The organism is Anaeromyxobacter sp. SG64, from assembly GCF_022690745.1.
GTDB lineage: Bacteria > Myxococcota > Myxococcia > Myxococcales > Anaeromyxobacteraceae > Anaeromyxobacter > Anaeromyxobacter soli.
On the sequence record NZ_JALCZB010000084.1, the window covers coordinates 1 to 20,090 of the forward strand.

A 20,090-nucleotide genomic window follows, 5' to 3' on the forward strand; every position below is an offset into this window, starting at 1 on the left:
CGCCCGCCGAGGCGGTGCTCGCCGCGGCCCGCGAGCGCCGCCCCGCGCTCGCCGCGGAGCGCGCGCGCGTCGAGGCGGCCGACGCGGCGATCCGCATCGCGCAGGCGGGCTACCTGCCGCGGCTGGACGTGCAGGCCGGCTACAACCGCAACGGCGTGGAGCTCGCGGGCAAGGGGGGCGTGTACTCCGACCCCTCGCGCGACTACACGGCGAGCGTGCAGCTCGTCGCGTCGTGGAACCTGTTCGAGGGCCGCCGCACCTCCGCGGAGGTGCAGCGCGCCGAGAGCCTCGCGCGGCGCGCCCGCGCCTCGGCGGAGCGGACCCTCGACGCGGTCGCGAAGGAGATCACCGACTCCCGCGCGCTCGCCGAGGCGCGCGCGCGGCAGGTCTCCCTCGCCACCGACAACCTGCGGATGGCGGAGCAGGGGCTCGCGCTCGCGCGGGAGCGGCTCGACGCCGGCCTCGCGACGCAGCTCGAGCTGCGCGACGCCTCCCTGAAGCTGACCCAGGCCGAGCTCGCGCTCGTCGAGGCGAGGATCGATCACGCGGTCGCGATCGCGGATCTCGCGCGCGCCGCGGGAGGACCCATCTAGATGGCGACGCACAACCCCGCATCGATGCCCGCCCCCGAGCCCGCCGAGCGCCCCGCGCCCGAGGGGCCCGTCCTCGCCCGCCCTCCGCCGCGGATCCGCATGAGCTGGACGAAGCGGATCGTCGCGACCCTCTTCGTCCTCGCGGTCGCCGCGATCACGGTCCTCTCGCTCCGGCCGCGCCCGGCGCCGCCGGTCGCGATCCAGGCGATCACCGCGCGCAAGGGCAGCATCACCCGCATCGTCACCGCCGCCGGGAAGCTCCAGGCGGCGACCGAGGTGAAGCTGTCCTCCAACATCTCGGGCGACCTCCTCGAGCTCAACGTGAAGGAGGGCGATCTCGTCAAGAAGGGGCAGGTGCTCGGTCGCATCGACGCGCGCCGCTACACGGCCCAGGTCTCGCAGCAGGACGCGGCGCGCGCCTCGGCCGCGGCCGACCTCCAGTCGCAGAACGTGAACGTGACGCAGCTCGAGCAGGAGCTCGGGCGCGTCGAGCGGCTCGCGCAGAGCGGCAACGCGAGCACGGCGGAGGTGGAGCAGGCCCGCGCCAAGGTCCAGGGCGAGCGCGCCCGGGCCGACGCCGCCCGCGGGCGGATCGAGCAGGCCGACGCGGCGCTGCGCGAGGCGCGCCACCTCCTCTCGCTCACCACGCTCACGGCGCCCATCGACGGCGTCGTGACGAAGCGCCAGAAGCAGGTCGGCGAGCGCGTGCGCGGCTCCGACTTCTCCGAGGACGTCATCGTCGTCATCTCCACCCTGTCGCAGATGGAGGTGAACGTGGAGGTCGGCGAGCACGAGGTGGTGTTCGTGAAGGAGGGCGACACCGCCGACATCGACATCGACGCCATCCCGGAGCGGAAGTTCCCGGCCCAGGTGGTCGAGGTCGCGCGGAACGCCACCGTGAAGAACGCGGGCACGGAGGGCGAGGTGACGACGTTCGTCGTCCGGCTCGCGCTCACGGAGCGCGTGCCGGGGGCGCTCCCCGGCATGAGCGCGCAGGCCGCGATCGCCACGGACACCCGCGACGGCGCGGTGGTGGTGCCCATCCAGGCGGTCACCGTGCGGCCGGAGAAGGAGCTGCGGGCCGGCGGGAAGGGGGCCGCCCAGGAGGACCCGCCGCAGGAGAACGGCGGCGCGCCGGCGAAGCCCGGCAAGAAGCCGCGCCGCGAGCCGCTCCGCAAGGTGGTCTTCGTCGTGGACGGCGGCGTCGCGAAGGTGCGCGAGGTCGAGACCGGGCTCGCGAGCGACACCGAGATCGAGATCGTGAAGGGGCTCGCGGAGGGCGACAAGGTCGTCGAGGGGCCGTACCGCGTCCTCTCGCGAGAGCTCGCCGACGGGAAGCCCGTCACCGAGGAGGTCCCGGGGGCGAAGGGGCCGAAGGGGAAGGGCTAGCCGTGGACGACGCGCTGATCCTCGTCGAGGACCTCTGCCGGTACTACGAGGTGGGCGGAGAGACCGTCCGCGCGCTCGACGGCGTCTCCTTCGCGATCGAGCGCGGCGAGTGGGTGGCGATCGTCGGCCAGTCGGGATCGGGCAAGTCGACGCTCATGAACCTCATCGGCTGCCTCGACACGCCGAGCTCCGGCAGCTACCGGCTGAACGGCGCCGACGTGCAGGGGCTGGCCGACGACGCCCTCGCCGACCTTCGCAACAAGGAGATCGGCTTCGTCTTCCAGACGTTCCAGCTCCTCCCCCGCGCCACCGCGCTCGCCAACGTCGAGCTCCCGCTCGTCTACCGCGGCGTCTCCCGGCGCGAGCGCCGGGACCGCGCCGAGGCGGCGCTCGCGGCGGTCGGCCTCACGAACCGCATGCACCACCGGCCGAACGAGCTCTCCGGCGGGCAGCGCCAGCGCGTCGCCATCGCGCGCGCGCTCGTCGGCGAGCCGTCGCTCCTGCTCGCGGACGAGCCCACCGGTAACCTCGACTCCTCCACCGGCGAGGAGATCATCCGCCTGTTCGACGATCTCCACCGCCGCGGCCACACCATCTTGCTCGTCACCCACGAGCCGCGGCTCGCCGCGCGCTGCCCCCGCGCCATCCGGCTCACCGACGGGCGGGTGGTCGGCGACGGGCCGGGCGCGGAGGTCGCCACGCTCACGGCGGCGCGCGTGGTGCACGCATGAGGCGGCTGCGGCGCGGGCTCGTCCGCGCGGCCTCGGAGATCTCCGAGGGCGTCCGCATCGCCCTCGCGAACCTCGTCGGGGCGCGGCTGCGGAGCTTCCTCACCACCCTCGGCATCGTCATCGGGGTCATGACGGTGATCGCCATCGTCGCGATCATCCAGGGCCTCAACGCCTCGTTCGAGTCGCAGATCTCGACCCTCGGGGCGGGCACGGTCTACGTCTCCAAGTTCGGCTGGTTCGTGGCGGGTCGCGACGCGTGGTGGGAGATGCGCAACCGCAAGGACCTGGGCCGCCGCGAGCTCGAGGCCATCCAGCGCGAGGCGCTGCACGCGAGCGCCATCGCGCCGATGGCGATGACGAGAGGTCCGGTGACGCGCGCCGAGAAGGAGGTCTCGTCCGTCCAGATCATCGGCACGAACGCGCAGTACCTCGAGACCGGCGCGGGCTCCGTCGCAGCGGGGCGCTTCCTCGCGGAGATCGACGTCGATCTCTCGCGCAACACGGTGGTGCTCGGCGCGGAGCTCGTCGATCGCCTGTTCCCGGGCGCCACGGCGGAGGGCGCGCTCGGCAAGAAGGTCGTCGTGAACGGGATCCCGTTCACCGTGGTGGGCACCATCGGACGCCGCGGGCAGCTCCTCGGCATGAACATGGACGCGAACGTCATCGTCCCCTACACCACCTTCCTGCGCGACCTCGGCGGCAAGCGCTCGCTCAACATCGCGGTCGCCGCCGCGCCGGAGGACCTCCCCGCGCTCGAGGACGAGCTCGTCGGCATCCTCCGCCGCGTGCGGCAGGTCCCGCCCGACAAGAAGGACGACTTCGCCCTCAACCGGCAGGAGCAGTTCCTCAAGGTGTACCGGCAGCTCACCGGCGCGCTCTACGGCGTGGCCATCGGCGTCGGCATGATCACGCTCGTCGTGGGCGGCATCGGCATCATGAACATCATGCTGGTGTCGGTCACCGAGCGGACCCGCGAGATCGGCGTGCGGCGCGCCCTGGGCGCGCGGCGGCGCACGATCCTGCTCCAGTTCCTCATCGAGTCCTCGGTGGTGGCGGCGCTCGGCGGGGCGGTCGGGACGGCGCTCGGCCTGGGCGTCGCCCAGCTCGTCGCGCTCCTCACGCCGCTCGCCGCCGCGGCGACGCCCTCGGCGGTGGCGCTCGGCATCGGCTTCTCCGCCGGCGTGGGGCTCCTCTTCGGCTCGTGGCCCGCCTGGCGGGCCGCGCGGCTCGATCCGGTGGAGGCGCTGCGCTACGAATGACCGCCCTCCTCGACACCATCGCGATGGCCCTCGGGACGCTCCGCGCGAACGTCCTGCGCTCCGTGCTCACCCTGCTCGGCATCGTCATCGGCGCGTCCACGGTGGTCGCGATGATGTCGCTCACCGAGGGGTTCCGCCTGAAGCTCACGAGCGACTTCGCCGCGCTCGGCGCGGGCGCCTTCCAGGTGCAGAAGTGGCCCGCGCTCCAGTTCGGCCCGCACGACCACCGGAAGTACGAGCGGCGCCCGGACCTCACCCGCGAGCAGGGCGAGGCGCTCCGCGAGCTGCCGCACGTCGCCTACGTGTCGATCGAGGAGTGGGCGCGCCGGCCGGAGGCCCTCGCCACCCGGGATCGCACGACCAAGCAGAACATCAGCGTCTGCGGCGCGCTGCCGGACTACGAGCGCGCGAACGGCGTCGACATCGCCCTCGGCCGGTTCCTCAGCCACACCGACGTCCAGCTCGGCCGGCGGGTCATCGTCATCGGCGCCGACGTCCAGGACATCCTCTTCCCCGGCCAGGATCCGCTCGGCCAGGAGGTCCGCGTCCGCGGCGTGCCCTTCGAGGTCATCGGGGTCGCCGAGCGCGAGGGTTCGCTCCTCGGCCAGTCGAAGGACGGATGGGCGGTCGTGCCGTGGACCGCCTACGAGCGCGCGCTCGGGAAGGTGCGGAACAACAACATCGCCGTGGTCGCGACGACGCCGGACGACGCGCCCAGGGCGCTCGAGGAGGTGGTGGCGAAGCTCCGCCGCATCCGCGGGCTCGCGCCGCACGAGGAGAGCGACTTCGAGATCTTCTCGAACGACACCTCCGCCCAGCTCTTCGACAACCTCGCCAAGATGGTGGGTGCCGCGACGTTCGGCGTGTGCGCGCTCGCGCTCCTCGTCGGCGGCATCGGCGTCATGAACATCATGCTCGTGTCCGTGACCGAGCGGACGCGCGAGATCGGCATCCGCATGGCGCTCGGCGCGCGCCGCCGGCGCATCCTCTCCCAGTTCCTCGTCGAGTCGGTCTTCCTCTCGGCCCTCGGGGGGCTCGTGGGCGTCCTGCTCGGCGCGGGCCTCGCGCTCGGGGCGCGGGAGATCTGGCAAGTTCCCGCGAGCATCCCGGCGTGGGCGGTGATAGTCTCCCTCGCCTCCGCGGGCGGGGCAGGCCTCCTGTTCGGCATCTACCCCGCCGCCCGGGCGTCGAAGCTCGACCCCGTCGAGGCGATGCGGACCGAATAGGAGACGCGGGGCGCGTGGACCGGTCGAAGCTCGTCAAAGAGGTGCGGGGCTGGACGTTCACCATCCTCGCCGTCCTCGCGTTCCGGACGTTCCTCTACGAGGCCGTCTACATCCCGTCGGGCTCGATGATCCCGACCCTGCAGATCGGCGACTACGTCATCGTCGAGAAGTGGGCCTACGGGGCGCGCCTGCCGTTCACCGAGACGGCGCAGGCCACCTGGCGCAGCCCGGCGCGCGGCGACATCGTCGTGCTGCTCGCGCCGCCCGGGAACCCGCGCGACGACGACCTCATCAAGCGGGTGGTCGCCGTGGGCGGCGACACGGTCGAGATCCGGGACGGCCACCTCGTCGTGAACGGCGCGCCGGTGGCGCGCGAGCGCGTCCCCGGACGCTGCAGCTACTGGAACAAGAACGAGGGCGGCCCGTGGCGCGAGGAGCCGTGCGTCGACTTCGTCGAGTCGCTCGTCGATCACCGCTACCACACCTTCTGCACGCCTTACCTGCCGTGCGGTGACGTACCGTCGGTGAAGGTGCCCGACGGGACGGTGTGGCTCGCCGGCGACCACCGCGACCACTCCGCCGACAGCCGCGTGTTCGGCCCGGTGCCGGTCGGCCGCATCAAGGGCCGCGCCTGGCTCGCGCTCGTGTCCTGGGGTCCGGGCGGGCCGCGCTGGGACCGTCTGTTTCACTTCGTGAATCATTAGAAGCGGGGGACTCCGTCCCCCGCCCCGCCGAGCAAAGCTCGTCGGGGCCCCACCCCCTGCTCGGCGGGGGCCGTGAACGGTCGCGCCCGCTGACGCGGGTTCGCGACCGTTCCCCGCCGGGAGGGACTGCGTCCCTCCCCGTCGCTTCGCGACGGGGCCCCTCCCTGCTGATCGCGTGCAGCAGCACGCTGGCACTCACCCCGTGCTCAGGCGGGGGCGGGGAGGGGCTTCGCCCCTCCCCGCGCGTTGCGCGGGGCCCCTCCCGCGAAGCATGCGTGTGGCGAGCCCCGGTTAGACCCTCAATGCTGCATCGGCGGCTGCTGCTGGGTGGCGCTCGTAGCGGCGGCCGCGGCGGGCTGGTGGGCGCGGATGTACTCGAGCATCTCGCGCAGCTCGCGGGCGAAGGTGTCGTAGTCGGTCTGCTGCGCGTTGAGGAACGTGCTCCCCGCCATCGTCGCGGCGCTCATCATGCTCGCCTCGGCGATCTCCTCGTCGGTGGCGCCGAACATTCGCGCCGCCTCGGTGTGGAACAGCGCGCAGTAGCGGCAGCGGGTCGCGCCGGCCACCGCGAGCCCCATGAGCTCCTTGTACTTGTTCGGGATGCGCGTCTCCGCGAGCTGGAAGTCGCGCATCAGCGTCCAGAAGCCGGTCACCGCCGACTCGGGCATCTCCTTCACCCAGGTCGGCACGAGCCCGAACAGCTGCTTCACCTCGTCATGGATCGCCTTCACGTCGGCCATGTCGCTCTCCTCGTGGCGCTCGTCGATCGCGGGCCGCGGCGATCGGGGTCGCCGCCGGCCGCGCGGCCCGGTCGGCGCGGCGTCGGGGAGGGATCTAGCGATGCGGCGGAACGCCGCAATCGACGGAGGCTCCCGCGATCAGCGGGTCCCCATGAGGCGCGCGCGCAGGATGCGGACGGGCGGATCGAGCGCCTGGCCCTTGGCGGGCGACGCGTGGATGCGGCGCACGACGTCCATTCCGGCGATGACGCGCCCGAAGGCGGCAAAGCCTTGACCGTCCGGGTTCCGGCGTCCACCCGAGTCGAGCTCGGGCTCGTCGTCGAGGCAGACGAAGAAGTCGCTCGTCGCGGTGTCCGGTCGGGCTCGGGCCATGGAGAGCGTCCCGGCGCGGTGACGGAGGCCCGTGTCGCGCGTCCGCTCCAGCGCGATCGGCGGGAAGTCCTCGGCCTCCTTCGCCGGATCGACGCCCGCCTGGACGACCGCGATGCGGACGCGGTCGTCGGGCTGGTTGTCGGCGCGCACGGTGCGATGGAAGCGGCCGCCGTCGTAGCGGCCCGCCTCGACGTAGCGCAGGAAGTTCGCCGTGGTGCGAGGCGCACGCGCCCGATCGAGCTCGAGCTCGATCGCGCCGAGCTCGGTCTCGAGGCGCACGCGCGGGTGCTCGGGCGGCTCCGGCGCGCGGACCGGGCGGGCGCGGGCAGCGGGGGCGAGGAGCAGGCACGCGGCGAGCGCGGCGGCGACGGCGGAGCGCATGACGGTCAGTGAATCACGGCCGGCGCTCCCCCGCCAGCTGCTGCGCGTGGATCGCGCGCACCGTCTCGATCGTGTCCGCGTCCTCGGGGCGCTTGTCCGGACGGTAGCGCTTCACGCGCGCGAACCGCAGCGCGAGGCCCGACGGGTAGCGGGGGCTCTCCTGCAGGCCGTCGAAAGCGATCTCCACCACCACGTCCGGGCGGAGGTGGACCACGTACCCGTCGGTCGTGCCGAGCGCCAGCGCGCGGAAGCGCTCGGTCTGCCAGGCGAGCATCTCGTCGGTCATGCCCTTGAACGTCTTGCCCAGCATGGCGAACCCGCCGCTCGCGGGATCGCGCGCGCCGAGGTGCAGGTTGGAGAGCCAGCCCCGGCGGCGGCCGCTGCCCCACTCCGCGGCGAGCACCACGAGATCGAGCGTGTGCGCGCGCTTCACCTTGAGCCAGCTCGCGCCGCGGCGGCCCGCCTCGTAGGGCGCCGCGAGCGACTTCGCCACGAGCCCCTCGTGACCGCGCGCGAGCGCGCCGTCGAGGAAGGCCTGGGCGGCCGCGCGGTCCGCGGTGACGAGGCGGGGCACGCGCAGGGGCCCGGGCAGCGCGTCCGCCAGCGCGGCGTGCCGCTCGCGGAAGGGCAAGAGGACGAGGTCCTCCCCCCCGGCGTGGAGCGCGTCGAAGAACAGCACCGAGAGCGGCAGCTCCTCGCGCAGGCGCCCCACCTCGAGCTTCCGGCCGAAGCGGCGCATGGTGACCTGGAACGGCTCGGGCGAGCCGTCGGCGCGGAGCGCGATCGCCTCGCCGTCGAGCACGAGCGAGGAGGCGGGGAGCGCGCGCACCGCCTCCGCCACCTCCGGGACCGCCACCGTCACGTCGCGCAGCGTCCGCGAGAAGACGCGCACCCGCTCCCCGTCCTTGTGGACCTGCACGCGCGCGCCGTCGAGCTTCCACTCGAGCGCGGCCTCGCCGAGCGCGTCGAGCGCCTCGTCCACCCCGCCGGCCGGCTGCGCGAGCATCGGCTGGACGGGCTCCAGGAGCCGCAGCCGAAACCGGGCGAGCCCCGCCGCGCCCTCCGAGAGCGCGGCCTCGGTCACCGGCGCGAGCGCGCCGCCCATCATCACCGCCCGGCGCACGTCGCTCGCGGAGAGCCCCGCGGCGCGCGCCACCGCCTCCACCAGCACACCCTCGAGCGCGCCCTGGCGCAGCTCGCCGAGCAGGAGCCGCCCGAGGAAGTCGCGCTCCTCGGCGGTGCCGCGCGCGAGGAGCGCCGCGAGGAGCCGCGCGCGCTCGCCGCCCGAGCCGCCGCCGCGCGCCGCCGCGATCCGGTCGAGCGCGGCGTCCACCTCCGCGACCGAGAGCGTCGCCGCGCCCGCCGGCTCCGTCGCCGCGAGCGCACGCCGCACCGCGGCGGGGCCGAGCCCGATGCGCCCCTGGGCGAGCTCCCCCGAGAGCCAGCTCGCCCCGGCGCGCCGCTCCTCCGGCGCGAGCGCGTGCAGCGCCTCCACGAGCCGCGCGATCTTCTCCAGCCGGGCGGCGGTGCGGGCGACGGCGTTCGAGGCCTGGACGAGCTCGGCGAGCTGCACCCTCGTTCCCTAACCGGCCCCCCGGCCCGGGACGAGCCGGGGCCCCTCACGAGCGCGCCGCGCCGCGCCGCCTCGGGGCCGGTCGCCGTACAATCCGGCGCATGCCCGACCCGCACGCCGCCGCCGCCGCCGCACTCCGCTCGGCCGGTGCCCTCGTGGTCACCGCCGGCGCCGGCATGGGCGTCGACTCCGGGCTCCCGGACTTCCGCGGCGACCGAGGCTTCTGGAAGGCGTACCCGCCCTACGAGCGGCTCGGCATCTCGTTCGTGGACGCGGCGAACCCGGTCCACTTCGAGGCGGACCCGGCGTTCGGCTGGGGCTTCTACGGGCACCGGGCGCGCCTCTACCGGGAGACCGCGCCGCACCCCGGCTTCGCGCTCCTCCTGCGCTGGTCGGAGCGACTCGGCCTCCCCTGCTTCGTCGTCACCTCGAACGTGGACGGTCAGTTCCAGAAGGCGGGGTTCCCCGCGGAGCAGGTGCTCGAGGTCCACGGCTCCATCCACCACCTCCAGTGCACCGAGCCGTGCTGCGGGACGATCTGGCCGAACGAGGAGGACGTCGCGGTGGACGCGGCGACCATGCGCGCGCAGCGCATCCCCCGCTGCCTCCGCTGCCGCGGCGTGGCGCGCCCGAACATCCTCATGTTCGGCGACGGCGCGTGGCTCTCCTCGCGCACCGACGCCCAGGCCGAGCGCTTCGAGGCGTGGCTGGACGAGCGGGGCGAGGCGCGCCTCGTGATCCTGGAGCTCGGGGCGGGCACGGCCGTGCCGACGATCCGCTGGCACTCCGAGCGGCTCGGCGCCCGCCCGGGCGCGACGCTCGTGCGCGTGAACCCGCGCGAGCCGGAGGTGCGCCCGCCGCACCTCTCCATCGCGAGCGGCGCGCGCGAGGCGCTGGAGCGGATCGACGCGGCGCTGTGATGAGCGCTGCACGCTGCCGAGGTCCCGTGTGGGCCCTCGCAGCGCGGGTCCTCACGGCGCGGCGAGCGCGGCCACCGCCCGCCACACCGCGGCGACGGCCGCGGGGATCGCCGCGGCGACCGCGGGCGTGAGCCCCTCGCCCACCTCGTCCAGCGCCAGCGCCTCGACGGCGACCACCTCGATGCGCGATGGGACCGGCGCGCCCGACGCCGCGGCGCGAGCGAGCGCTGAGGGCAGGCCGATGGCGTGGGGCGAGGGCCCCTCGGGCGCGTGGAGCGCGTCGAGCGGGAAGGCGAGCACCGTCCCGGGCGGATGACCACCGGTCCGCACCGCGTCCACCACCACGACGCGGTCGAAGCCCTCCATGTCGTCGAGGAGGTAGAGCCCGGCGGCGGCGCTGCGCCGGACGGTGACGCCCGGCGCACCCTCGCGCGAGAGCGCGTCGGCGACGTGGAGCGCCACCGCGTCGTCCCTGCGGAGCGCGTTCCCGAGGCAGAGGACGAGGACCGGGACGCTCACTCCCCCGCCCCCGCATCGGCACCGTCATCCTCGGTGGACACCCGCCGCCGGATCACCTCGCGCACCGCGCCGTCCGGCCCGCGCACGGTGACGACGAGGGGCAGCTCGCCGGGGAGCGCGTGCGACGCGCAGGCGTTGCAGGGGTCGTAGGCGCGGAACGCCATCTCGAGCTGGTTCAGGAGCGCGGGATCGACCTTCCCGTTCCGGATGAGCCCGCGCGCCGCCTTGCGCACCGAGATCTGCACCGGGGCGGCGTTGTGCTGGGAGGCCACGACGAGGTTCGCGGCGGTGAGCAGGCCGTCCGCGTCGGTGGCGTAGTGGTGGATGAGCGTGCCGCGCGGCGCCTCGACCACGCCGACCCCCTCGGACGGCCCCGCGAGCGGCGCGGGCACGGTGCGGACCTGGCTCGGCTCGCGCGCCTCGAGGTCCGGATCCGCCGCGAGCGCCTCGACCGCCTCCGCCGCCTGGAGCGCCTCCACGAGGCGCGCCCAGTGGAACGCGAGCGTCTGATGGGCCGGCCAGCCGAGCGCGTCGAAGAGCCGCTGGCGCTCCGCCTCGGCGCGCGGCGTCGCCATCGCGCGCGCGACGTTGAGCCGCGCGAGCGGCCCGACCCGGTAGAGCCCGCTCTCGTCACCCTCCGTGAATCCCGTCCAGCCCTTCGCCTTGAGGAAGGTGAGCTTCGCGTAGGTCCAGGGCTCGACCCGCTCGGCGAGGTGGAGGAGCCAGTCTCTAGGCTGGAAGCGCGCGAGCTCGCCGCCCTGCGGATCCACCACCCGCAGCGCTCCGTCGAGGAACGTGAGCCGCCCCGCCTCGTCCACCATGCCCATCGAGTGGCAGCGGACGCGGTACACCTCGCTCGAGAGCGCCTCGCCGTACTCGCCGCTCCCGAGCACCGCCGCGCGGAACGACTCGAGCGTGTCGGCCGCGAACCGGACGAGCCCGGGCGCGAGCTCGCGGGCGCGGCGGACGGTCTCGGGGTCGAGCGGACGGGAGACTCCGCCCGGCAGCGCGAACACGGGGTGGATGGTGCGCCCCGCGATGGCGGCCATGAGCTCGCGCGCCTCCTTGCGGGCGCCGAGGATGCGCCGGCCGAGGTCCGCGCCGACCTTCGCGAGGACGCCGACGATGCTCCGCATGGGCGCGGGCGCCGAGGAGCCGGCGTAGAAGTCCGGCCCGCCCATGTACCAGTAGTGGAGGAGGTGATCCTCGAAGATGAACAGGTTGTAGTAGAGCGCCTGGAGCTTCCGGGCCGCGGCGGGCGGGACGACGCCGTACAGCGCGTCGAGCGCGCGGGCGGCCGCGATGTGGTGCGCCGCCGGGCAGACGCCGCAGACGTGGGCGGTGAGCTGCGGCATCTCCTCCGCCGGCCGGCCCACGCAGAAGCGCTCGAACCCGCGCAGCTCCGGCACCTGCAGGAACGCGCTCTCCGCGTTCCCGTCGGCGTCGAGGAAGACCTCGATCTTGCCGTGACCCTCGAGGCGCGTGATCGGGTCGATGGTGATCCGGCGCGTCATCCCTCGCCCCCCTCCGAGGCGGGCCGCACGCGCGCGGGCACGAGCCCGGCCGCGTACGAGTAGCGCCAGAAGGTGCCCGCCGGATCGGGCAGCGCGTCCGCGAGCGCGACCACCTCCGCCTCTCCGCCCGCGAAGAGCGACGCGAAGGCGGACAGCATCGCCGCGCCCGGGTCGCGCACGCCGTCGAGCGGACCGAAGCAGCCCCGGCACGGCATGCCCGCCTCGATGCAGCCCGGCTGGCAGCCCGCTCGCGTCCCCGGCCCGAGGCAGACGAGCCCCTGCGCGAGGAAGCAGCGCTCCGGGTCGAGCGCGGTGGTGGCGATGCGGCGCAGCGACGCCACCGAGAGGCGCTCCGGCCGCGAGCCCTTGCGCGGGCACCCGTCGCAGAGGGCGACGTTCGGCGCGAGCACGGCGCCGTGCAGCGGGAGAGCGTCGCCGAGCAGCGCGTCGAGCGCGGCCTCGACGATCGCCGGCGAGGGCGGGCAGCCCGGGACGGTGTAGTCCACCGGGACCACCTCGGCGAGCGGGAGCGCGCGGGAGAGGAGCACGGGAAGCGAGAGGCCGCCTCCTCCGGCGACCGGGCCGCCCGGGAGCGGCGCGTCCGGGTTCGAGACCGACGCCGGGCGGCGGTAGGCCGCGTCGAGGAGCTCGGCCGGCGAGGAGAGGTTCCCGAGCCCGACCACGCCCCCCATGTGCGCGCAGGCGCCGAAGGAGACGAGCACGCGCGCCTTGCGACGCAGGAGCCGCGACCACTCGTCCTGCTCGCTGAGCCGCACCGCGCCGTTCACGAACGCGACGTCGATCCCGCCGTCGGGCATTGCCTCGACGTCGGCCCGCTTGTGATCGAGCGCCACCGGCCAGAGCACCACCTCGACGCGCTCGAGCAGGGACGCGAGCCCCTCGCCGAGATCCATCACCGCCTCCTCGCAGCCGCCGCAGGAGGCGTTCCAGTAGAAGGCGACGCGCGGCTTGCCGGGGGCGCGGGGCGGGAGCGGCGCCGCGGACCCGGACGGCCCTCCGCGCGCGGGCGCGAGGGAACGCCCGTCCTCGACGCCGTCGAGCGCGGGCGAGAGCGCGCGCACCTCCTCCACGCCGTCGAGGGCGGCGCGGGCCGGGTAGGCGAGCGGCCCGAGCGCCCGGAGGGCCTCGGTCATCTCGCGTACGGTCGCGGCGAAGCGCTCGCCCTCCGCCGCGCTCGCCCAGGCGATCCGGAAGCGCGCGGGCTCGATGCCCGCCTGCTCGAGGGCGCGCACCAGCACCGCGTGGCGCGCGGCGGCCCTGAGGTTGCCGTCGAGGTAGTGGCAGTCGCCGGGGTGGCAGCCCGCCACGAGCACGCCGTCCGCGCCCTCGCGGAAGGCCTGGAGCACGAAGGCCGGCTCGACGCGCCCGCTGCACATGACGCGCACGGTGAGGAGGCTCTGCGGGTACTCGAGGCGCGCCTGCCCGGCGCGGTCGGCCGCCGAGTACGCGCACCAGCTGCACAGGAACGCGACGATGCGGGGCTCGTGCGCCATCCGCGGCTACCCCCCGCTCCCCGGCGCGCCGCGCAGGAGCGCCGTGATCTCCGCCGCGATCTGCGCGCCGGTGAAGTGCCGCGCGGTCGCCGCGCCCGCCGGGCAGGCGGCGACGCAGGTGCCGCAGCCTCGGCAGTGCACCGCCGCCACCAGCGCCCGCCCGGTCGCGGGGTCGAGGCCGACGGCGCCGAAGGGGCAGGCCGCCACGCACAGCGCACAGCCGCCGCAGCGGGCCGGGTCGATCTCCGCGGCGAGCGGCTCGAGCGGCAAGAGGTCGCCCGGGGCGAGCGAGGCGAGCACCAGCCCGGCGGCGGCGGTGCCGTCGCGGATCGCCTCGTGGATGGGGCGAGGCCCGGCCGCCGCGCCGGCGACGTACACGCCCGCGATGCGCGTCGCCGTGGGCTCGAAGGGGCTCGCGCCCCCGTCGGCGAGGAACCCGCGCGCGTCCGAGTCGACGCGGAGGAGCCGCGCGAGCGCCTCGGCCCCGTCCGCGCCGCGCGCGGGCGCGTGGATCGCGACGAGGTCGGCCTTCCGCTCCGCCCCGTCGGAGAGGCGCGCGCGCAGTCCGTCCGCGCACGCCTCGACCGCGCCGGGCACGAGCGCCGCGGGCAGGAGCTCGACCCCGCTCGCCGCGAGGGCCGCCGCCCGCCTCGCCGCGCCGGGCGCGCGATCGAGCCCGCCCGCGACCGCGATCCGAGCGGCCGGCAGGCGCGCGCGGAGCCGGCTCGCGAGCTTCAGGAGCTCCTCCCCCGGGAGGGACCCGTCCTCGTCCGCGGTCGCGGCGAGCAGCACCGCGCGCGGCGGCCGCCCGCCCGCGCCGCGAACCTCGCCGCCCGTCGGGCCGTCCGGGTGCAGCATCCGCTCGAGCGCGTACGTCGAGACGACGCCGTCCGGCCCCGCCACCTCGCCCGGCCTCATCCCCGTGGCGACCACGATCGCCCCCACCGTGACCTCGCGGGTGCGCGCCGGCTCGTCCAGCCGGACGGCGCCGAACGGGCAGGCCCGGGCGCAGGCGTCGCAGGCCTCGCCGCGGGCGCGCAGGCACGCCGCGCGATCGATGGCGGAGGCGTGCGGGAGCGCGCCCGGGTACGGGACGCCGATCGCCTTCCGCGCCGGTCCGCCGTCCGGGTCGGCGCGCACGGCGGGACAGGCCGCGCTGCAGGAGGCGCATCCCAGGCACACCGCCGGATCGACGCCGCGCGGCGCGATCGCGAGCTCGACCGCGAACCTCCCGTGGGCGCCGCGCACCCGGCGGAGCTCGGCGCCCGTCAGCACCTCGATCCGCTCGGAGTGGAGCACCTCGTCGAGCACCGGCTCCATGAAGCAGCTCGCGCACTCGCCCGCGGGGAAGATCTCGTCGAGCCGGTTGGCGAGCCCGCCGAGCGCGAACGCGCGCTCCACGAGGTAGACCCTGCGCTCGCGCCGGGCGAGCGCGCGCGCGGCCGCGATCCCCGCCGCGCCGCCGCCCACGACGAGGACGTCGGGCGAGGCCGCCACCTCCGCGCGGGGAATCGGCCGGTGCAGGCGGACCCGCGCGAGCCCCGCCGAGAGGAGCCGGCGCGCCCGCTCGGTGGCCTCCGCGGGATCGCCCCCCACCCACTCCACCTGCTCGCGCAGGTTCACGAGCTGCAGGTGCTCGGGCGAACGGCCCGCCCCCTCGAGCACCGCCCGGAACGTCGCCTCGTGCTCCCGTGGGGAGCAGGCGCCGATGACGACGCGCTCGAGCCCGCGCTCCCGGATCCGGGCGGCGAGCCAGGCCTTCCCTTCCTCGGAGCACAGCACGTCGTGGACCGCGACGTCGCCGGCTCCCGGCCACGCCGACGGAGCGCCGAGCGAGCCGAGCTCAACCACCGCCCCGAGGTTCGGGCCGCAGCGGCAGAGATAGACGCCGGTCGCGCGGTGCTGCGTGTCCGGGGTGGGCTCTGTCGGGCCGGGCTGCCGCGCTCCGCTCTGTGTCACGGCCTCTCAGTACTGGATCTGGATGACGACCCTCTGCGCATCGGGACGGACGGAGAGGAGCGTCTTCTTGCGCCGCTCGCAGAAGGTCCGGATGTCCTTCTCGAACGTCGGGCAGTCGCCCACGATTTCCACGACCGTACCGGCAGGCGTCTCGGCGGTCTCTACGGCGAGCTTCAGCACCGGCTGGGGGCAGCGCATCCCGGAGCAGTCGATCCGCATGAAGTTCGAGGCCACTGAAGACGTTCTCCTTGCGAGGACGCGAGGCGCTCGGCCGATGGTGATCGCAAAGCGGCGGCGCTTCGAGCGGGCCTGACGCGGCCCGACATTACCATCAAACGATCGCAGAGCCGGCGATGAGCGGGGGATGCGCCGCGGCGCCGCACCGGGCACCCGCCCGGTCGGCCGCTCAGTACTTGGCGTCCTCCGCCTCGATGAGCCGGAAGATCTCATCGGCGGATCCCGCGCGCAGCAGCGCCTCGCGGAACGTCGCGTTCTTGAAGATCCTGCTGATGCGCGCGAGCGCCTTGAGGTGCGCGCCCGCGGAGTTCTCGGGCGCGAACAGCGCGAAGAACAGGTGGGTGGGTCGCCCGTCGATCGCGCGGAAGTCGATGCCGGTGGTGGAGCGGCCGAAGGCGGCGATGAGGCCGGGGAGCCCGGGGACCTTCCCGTGCGGGATCGCGACGCCCTCGCCGATGCCCGTCGAGCCCAGCTTCTCGCGCTCGAGCAGCGTCTCCAGGAGGCGCTGCCCGTCGACCTTGTAGGCGGACGCGAGCGGGCGGCAGAGCTCCGCGAGCGTCGCCTGACCGGTCTGGCCGGAGAGGTTCGCGATCACCGCGTCAGGCCGCAGGAACTCGACGATCTTCATGAGAGAACCGGGCGTCAGCTAACACAGGTGGCAACGCGTCGGCAAGACGGCAAGCGGAGCCGTCGCACGGCCGCTCGCGAACGGATCGTCGCCGAGCGAGGCGAGCCCGACCGGCGCCCCGCGACGGGCCGCGACCGCCAGCGAAGCGAGCCCCCCGAGCCCGAACCTGCCCGCGGAGGAATGCGTCGCTCGCGGCGTGGTGCGAGCGGAGGCGCAGCCGGATGAGGCTGCGCCGGAGCGAGCGGGGGGTCCGGGGGGACGCGCCTCGTGCGTCCCCCCGGCACGACCACCGGGCCCCGACGGCGGCGGCAGCCGCCGGCGGGGCGGGGGCGCAGCCCCCGTTAGATGCTGTTCCGCGCCTCGATGAGGCCGAAGCCCCCCTCGTCGCGCCGGTAGACGACGTTGACCGCCCGGTCCTCCGAGTTCTGGAAGACGTAGAACTTCGCGTCGAGCAGCTCGAGCTGGAGGATCGCCTCGTCGATCGTCATCGGCTTCGCCTGGAACTGCTTGCTCTTCACGACGCGGTGGCTCGGGCGCTCGGGGTGCTCGAGGATGTCGAGCACGTCGTGGCGGACCTCGACCGGCGCCCACGGCGGCGGCGTGCCGTTCGCCTTGTAGTGGCTCGAGAGCTTCGCCTTGTGCTTCTTCAGCTGCCGCTCGATCTTGTCCGCGGCCTGGTCGATGGACGCGTACATGTCCTGGGAGCGGGCGGTGCCGCGCAGCAGGAACCGGCCGGCCTTCACCGTGAGCTCGGCGTGGTGATCCAGGTTCTCGACGTGAAGCACCGCGTGGGCCTCGCTCGGCCGGTCGATGTAGCGCTGGACGTGCTCGACGCGGCCTTTGACATGGGACTTCAACGCTTCGGTGGGCTCGAGATGCCGGAAGGTGATGTTCACCTGCATTGACCGCCTCCTGTGCGGGATCGCTGAAAATACTTCGGCCGCGGACCGGTGGGACCTCGAGTCCCCCGGAGCCGCGGCCGCCGCCGATGCTGCCCACGCTGGCAACATGCTCACGTGAAATCATAACAGAGGCGCGCCGGAGGGCACTCCCCCCGTCCCCCCGCCCGAGGCTCTTCGGGGGCGTCGCCGGGGCGGAGCCGCGGCCGCGGGCCCGCGCCTCAGAAGTACTTCTTGCGCTTCGAGCTCGGGAGGATCCCGAGCACCTCGCGGTACTTGGCGACCGTCCGGCGCGCGATCTCGATGCCCTGGTCCTTCAGGATCTCGACGATGCGCTGGTCCGAGTGAGGGTGCTTCGGGTCCTCGGCCGCGACGATGCGCTTGATGTGGTTCTTGACGGCCTCGCTCGCGATCTCGTCGCCGCCGGTCCGGTTGATGGCCGAGTTGAAGAAGAACTTGAGCTCGTAGATCCCCTGCGGCGTGTGGACGTACTTGTTCGTCGTGACGCGCGAGACGGTCGACTCGTGCATCCCGATGTCCTCCGCCACGTCGCGCAGGATGAGCGGCCGCAGGTGCGCGATGCCCTTGTCGAGGAACTCGCGCTGGAACTTCACGATCGACTCGGTGACCTTGTAGATCGTCCGCTGCCGCTGGTGGATGGAGCGGATGAGCCAGACCGCGCTGCGCAGCTTCTCCTGGATGTACTCCTTCGCCTCGCCCGCCTGGCCGTTCTTCAGCGCGGCGCGGTACATCCCGCTGATGCGCAGCTTCGAGAGCCCGTCGTCGTTGAGGACGGTGACGTACTTGTCCCCCATCTTGTGCACGTAGACGTCGGGGGTGATGTACTGCGCCTCCTCCCCCGAGTAGGCCCGGCCCGGCTTCGGCTCGAGGCGGCTGATCACCTTCACCGCCTTCACGACCTCGTCGATCGAGATCTTCAGGTCCTTCGCGATGGCCGCGTAGTTCTTCGACTCGAGGTGCTTGAGGTGGCGCTCGATGATCGCCACGATCTCCGGCGTGTCGGCGTTGAGGTGGCGGACCTGGATGAGGAGGCACTCGCGGAGGTCGCGCGCGGCGACCCCGGGCGGATCGAGCGACTGGACCTTCTTGAGGACGCCCTCGGCGAACTCGACCCCCATGCCCGACTCGAACGCCACGCGCACGAGCGGATCGCGGGTCATCGACTCCTCGCTCTCGCCCTCCACCGCCGGCATCTTGAAGTAGCCGTCGTCGTCGAGGTTCCCGATGACGAGCATCGCGACGCGCTCCTCCTCGGGCGTGAGGTTCGAGAGGCGGAGCTGCCAGACGAGGTGGTCGACGAGGTCGGTCTTCTTGGTGAGGGTCGCCTCGTAGCCGGGCAGCTCCTCGTCGGTGAGGCCGCGGTTCGACGGCGCGGTGTGGCCCTGGAGCTGGTAGTGGTCGAGGTACTGATCCCAGTCGATCTCGTTCGCGCCCTCCTCGCCCTTCACCTCCTCGGACTTCTCGGCGTCCTTGTGCTGCGGCTCCGCCTCGAGCTGCGCCTGCTCCGCCGGGCTCGCCCCCTCGGCGCGCGACTCCTCCTCGCCCTCGGCCGGGTCCTCGAGGAGCGGGTTCTCCGTCATCTCGGTGCGGATGAGGTCGACGAGCTCCATGCGCGAGAGCTGGAGGAGCTTGATGGCCTGCTGCAGCTGGGGGGTCATCACCAGCTGCTGCGTCATCTTGAGGTGCTGCTTCAGCTCGAGGCTCATCGCCGCTCCATGGCCGGAGCGTCGTCCAGCCGGAACTTCTCTCCCAGGTAGACCGCCCGCGCCCGCGGGCTCGCCGCGATCTCGGCGGGGGTGCCCGCCTCGAGGATGGTCCCCGAGGACAGGATGTAGGCCCGGCCGCAGATGCCGAGGGCCTCGCGCACGGCGTGATCGGTGATGAGGACGCCGATGCCGCGATCGCGCAGCGAGCCGATGAGGCGCTGCAGCTCGCCGACCGCGATCGGATCGACGCCCGCGAACGGCTCGTCGAAGAGGATGTACTTCGGGTTCGAGAGGAGGCTCCGCGCCACCTCGGCGCGGCGGCGCTCGCCGCCCGAGAGCTGCTCGCCGAGGCTCTCCGCCACCTTCTCGAGCCGGAACTCCGCGAGGAGCGCCTCCGCCCGCCGCTCCCGCTCCGCGTGCCCGACCCCGAGCGCCTCGAGGACGCCGGTGAAGTTCTGGCGGACGGTGAGCCGCCGGAAGATGGACGCCTCCTGCGGCAGGTAGCCGACTCCGAGGCGCGCCCGGCGGTGCATCGGCTCGCGGGTGAGCTCGGTGTCGCCGAGCCGGACGGTGCCGCCGTCGGGCGTCACGAGGCCGACCACCATGTTGAAGGACGTGGTCTTGCCGGCCCCGTTCGGCCCGAGCAGCCCCACCACCTCGCCGGGCGAGACGTGGAACGAGACGCCGTCGACGACGCGGCGGCGGCGGTAGCTCTTCACGAGCCCGTCGGCGCGGAGGACGTCCGCCGTCACGGCGTGGCCCCCTTGCGTCGCGCCTCGAGCTCGCGCCGGCGCGCGTCCACCTCGTCGCCGGGCAGGAGCATCTTCGCGCCCTCCAGCTTGGCCTCGTCGCGCTTCAGGTCGTAGACGAGCCGCGTCCCGCGCGCCTCGCTCGGGCCGTCCCGCAGCACCGGGCTCCCCTCGCACACGAGCCGCGCCGCCGCCGCCTCGTAGGTCGCCTTCTCGCACGTGACGAGCCGCTCGCCGCGCTCGAAGCGGACGTCGCCCGAGCAGATCGCCTGCGAGACCTCGCCCCGGGCGTCGTTCGTCGCGACGAGCCGCGCGCAGGTGAGCTTCGCGTCGCCGCGCGTCAGGACGACCGGCTTCCCGGTGAAGATCACCTCGCGCTTCTGGAAGGCGTAGTGGAGCTCGTCCGCGTCGATCCGGACCTTCCCCTCGCCCGCGGCGGCGGCGGCGCCCCGCGGC

At 74.2% G+C, this 20,090-nt stretch carries 20 protein-coding genes; 7 read left to right on the forward strand and 13 right to left on the reverse strand.

All coding sequences use genetic code 11. From position 1 onward, the window contains the following. The 6 genes from MNZ29_RS19030 to lepB form a co-directional block, all read left to right on the forward strand. A partial coding sequence (locus MNZ29_RS19030; RefSeq protein ID WP_242356324.1) for a TolC family protein occupies positions 1–593 on the forward strand: 593 nt, incomplete at its 5' end. Then, positions 594–1,982 (forward strand): efflux RND transporter periplasmic adaptor subunit, encoded by a 1,389-nt coding sequence (locus MNZ29_RS19035; RefSeq protein WP_242340051.1) that lies wholly within the window; start codon positions 594–596, stop codon positions 1,980–1,982. 2 nt (positions 1,983–1,984) lie between these two features. Beyond that, positions 1,985–2,713, forward strand: coding sequence for an ABC transporter ATP-binding protein (locus MNZ29_RS19040; protein ID WP_242340052.1), 729 nt, complete (start codon positions 1,985–1,987; stop codon positions 2,711–2,713). Beyond that, complete coding sequence (locus MNZ29_RS19045; RefSeq protein WP_242340053.1) at positions 2,710–3,972, forward strand: ABC transporter permease; 1,263 nt, start codon at positions 2,710–2,712, stop codon at positions 3,970–3,972. Before MNZ29_RS19040 ends, MNZ29_RS19045 begins: the two co-directional genes overlap by 4 nt. Continuing rightward, the gene (locus MNZ29_RS19050; protein WP_242356326.1) at positions 3,969–5,198 is read left to right on the forward strand and encodes an ABC transporter permease; all 1,230 of its coding nucleotides are present in this window, start codon (positions 3,969–3,971) and stop codon (positions 5,196–5,198) included. Before MNZ29_RS19045 ends, MNZ29_RS19050 begins: the two co-directional genes overlap by 4 nt. Positions 5,199–5,212: 14 nt before the next feature. Next, the gene (gene lepB / locus MNZ29_RS19055) at positions 5,213–5,902 is read left to right on the forward strand and encodes a signal peptidase I (protein ID WP_242356328.1); all 690 of its coding nucleotides are present in this window, start codon (positions 5,213–5,215) and stop codon (positions 5,900–5,902) included. 299 nt (positions 5,903–6,201) lie between these two features. Here lepB and MNZ29_RS19060 read toward each other — a convergent pair whose 3' ends face one another. The 3 genes from MNZ29_RS19060 to MNZ29_RS19070 form a co-directional block, all read right to left on the reverse strand. Continuing rightward, positions 6,202–6,642, reverse strand: coding sequence for a carboxymuconolactone decarboxylase family protein (locus MNZ29_RS19060; protein ID WP_242340056.1), 441 nt, complete (start codon positions 6,640–6,642; stop codon positions 6,202–6,204). Between the two features lie 138 nt (positions 6,643–6,780). Continuing rightward, positions 6,781–7,395: a peptidylprolyl isomerase gene (locus MNZ29_RS19065; RefSeq protein WP_242340057.1), complete on the reverse strand. Its 615-nt coding sequence runs from the start codon at positions 7,393–7,395 to the stop codon at positions 6,781–6,783. A 13-nt stretch (positions 7,396–7,408) separates the two neighbouring features. Beyond that, the gene (locus MNZ29_RS19070) at positions 7,409–8,968 is read right to left on the reverse strand and encodes an ATP-dependent DNA ligase (RefSeq protein WP_242340058.1); all 1,560 of its coding nucleotides are present in this window, start codon (positions 8,966–8,968) and stop codon (positions 7,409–7,411) included. A 101-nt stretch (positions 8,969–9,069) separates the two neighbouring features. On the opposite strand from MNZ29_RS19070, the gene MNZ29_RS19075 reads away from it, so the two are divergent. Continuing rightward, on the forward strand, positions 9,070–9,888 hold the full coding sequence (locus tag MNZ29_RS19075) for a Sir2 family NAD-dependent protein deacetylase (protein WP_242340059.1): 819 nt from the start codon (positions 9,070–9,072) through the stop codon (positions 9,886–9,888). 51 nt (positions 9,889–9,939) lie between these two features. On the opposite strand, the gene MNZ29_RS19080 is transcribed toward MNZ29_RS19075, so the two are convergent. The 10 genes from MNZ29_RS19080 to MNZ29_RS19125 form a co-directional block, all read right to left on the reverse strand. Then, positions 9,940–10,407, reverse strand: a complete 468-nt coding sequence (locus MNZ29_RS19080; protein WP_242340060.1) for a hydrogenase maturation protease — start codon at positions 10,405–10,407, stop codon at positions 9,940–9,942. Beyond that, positions 10,404–11,921: a Ni/Fe hydrogenase subunit alpha gene (locus MNZ29_RS19085; protein WP_242340061.1), complete on the reverse strand. Its 1,518-nt coding sequence runs from the start codon at positions 11,919–11,921 to the stop codon at positions 10,404–10,406. The genes MNZ29_RS19080 and MNZ29_RS19085 overlap by 4 nt, the downstream gene beginning before the upstream one ends. After that, positions 11,918–13,435 carry a hydrogenase iron-sulfur subunit gene (locus MNZ29_RS19090; protein ID WP_242356330.1) on the reverse strand — a complete coding sequence of 506 codons (1,518 nt, stop codon included), beginning with the start codon at positions 13,433–13,435 and terminating at the stop codon, positions 11,918–11,920. Before MNZ29_RS19090 ends, MNZ29_RS19085 begins: the two co-directional genes overlap by 4 nt. Before the next feature lie 6 nt (positions 13,436–13,441). After that, complete coding sequence (locus MNZ29_RS19095; RefSeq protein ID WP_242356331.1) at positions 13,442–15,394, reverse strand: 4Fe-4S dicluster domain-containing protein; 1,953 nt, start codon at positions 15,392–15,394, stop codon at positions 13,442–13,444. 6 nt (positions 15,395–15,400) lie between these two features. Next, positions 15,401–15,628 (reverse strand): sulfurtransferase TusA family protein, encoded by a 228-nt coding sequence (locus tag MNZ29_RS19100; protein ID WP_242337181.1) that lies wholly within the window; start codon positions 15,626–15,628, stop codon positions 15,401–15,403. A gap of 172 nt (positions 15,629–15,800) precedes the next feature. Then, positions 15,801–16,259 (reverse strand): PTS sugar transporter subunit IIA, encoded by a 459-nt coding sequence (locus MNZ29_RS19105; RefSeq protein ID WP_242337179.1) that lies wholly within the window; start codon positions 16,257–16,259, stop codon positions 15,801–15,803. A 341-nt stretch (positions 16,260–16,600) separates the two neighbouring features. After that, the gene (hpf, locus tag MNZ29_RS19110; protein WP_242337177.1) at positions 16,601–17,161 is read right to left on the reverse strand and encodes a ribosome hibernation-promoting factor, HPF/YfiA family; all 561 of its coding nucleotides are present in this window, start codon (positions 17,159–17,161) and stop codon (positions 16,601–16,603) included. 218 nt (positions 17,162–17,379) lie between these two features. Then, positions 17,380–18,885, reverse strand: a complete 1,506-nt coding sequence (gene rpoN, locus MNZ29_RS19115) for an RNA polymerase factor sigma-54 (protein WP_242337175.1) — start codon at positions 18,883–18,885, stop codon at positions 17,380–17,382. Next, positions 18,882–19,637, reverse strand: coding sequence for an LPS export ABC transporter ATP-binding protein (gene lptB, locus MNZ29_RS19120; protein ID WP_242337173.1), 756 nt, complete (start codon positions 19,635–19,637; stop codon positions 18,882–18,884). The genes rpoN and lptB overlap by 4 nt, the downstream gene beginning before the upstream one ends. Beyond that, positions 19,634–20,090: LptA/OstA family protein (locus tag MNZ29_RS19125; RefSeq protein ID WP_242356333.1), on the reverse strand; the 457-nt coding region annotated here is incomplete at its 5' end. The genes lptB and MNZ29_RS19125, both read right to left, overlap by 4 nt.

Bases quoted from the DNA above. Each gene is read 5' to 3' on its own strand.
- MNZ29_RS19065 (WP_242340057.1), bottom strand. From the start codon at position 7,395: ATGCGCTCCGCCGTCGCCGCCGCGCTCGCCGCGTGCCTGCTCCTCGCC.
- MNZ29_RS19060 (WP_242340056.1), bottom strand. From the start codon at position 6,642: ATGGCCGACGTGAAGGCGATCCATGACGAGGTGAAGCAGCTGTTCGGG.
- hpf (WP_242337177.1), bottom strand. From the start codon at position 17,161: ATGCAGGTGAACATCACCTTCCGGCATCTCGAGCCCACCGAAGCGTTG.
- MNZ29_RS19075 (WP_242340059.1), top strand. From the start codon at position 9,070: ATGCCCGACCCGCACGCCGCCGCCGCCGCCGCACTCCGCTCGGCCGGT.
- MNZ29_RS19050 (WP_242356326.1), top strand. From the start codon at position 3,969: ATGACCGCCCTCCTCGACACCATCGCGATGGCCCTCGGGACGCTCCGC.
- MNZ29_RS19105 (WP_242337179.1), bottom strand. From the start codon at position 16,259: ATGAAGATCGTCGAGTTCCTGCGGCCTGACGCGGTGATCGCGAACCTC.
- rpoN (WP_242337175.1), bottom strand. From the start codon at position 18,885: ATGAGCCTCGAGCTGAAGCAGCACCTCAAGATGACGCAGCAGCTGGTG.
- MNZ29_RS19090 (WP_242356330.1), bottom strand. From the start codon at position 13,435: ATGGCGCACGAGCCCCGCATCGTCGCGTTCCTGTGCAGCTGGTGCGCG.
- MNZ29_RS19045 (WP_242340053.1), top strand. From the start codon at position 2,710: ATGAGGCGGCTGCGGCGCGGGCTCGTCCGCGCGGCCTCGGAGATCTCC.
- MNZ29_RS19085 (WP_242340061.1), bottom strand. From the start codon at position 11,921: ATGACGCGCCGGATCACCATCGACCCGATCACGCGCCTCGAGGGTCAC.
- MNZ29_RS19035 (WP_242340051.1), top strand. From the start codon at position 594: ATGGCGACGCACAACCCCGCATCGATGCCCGCCCCCGAGCCCGCCGAG.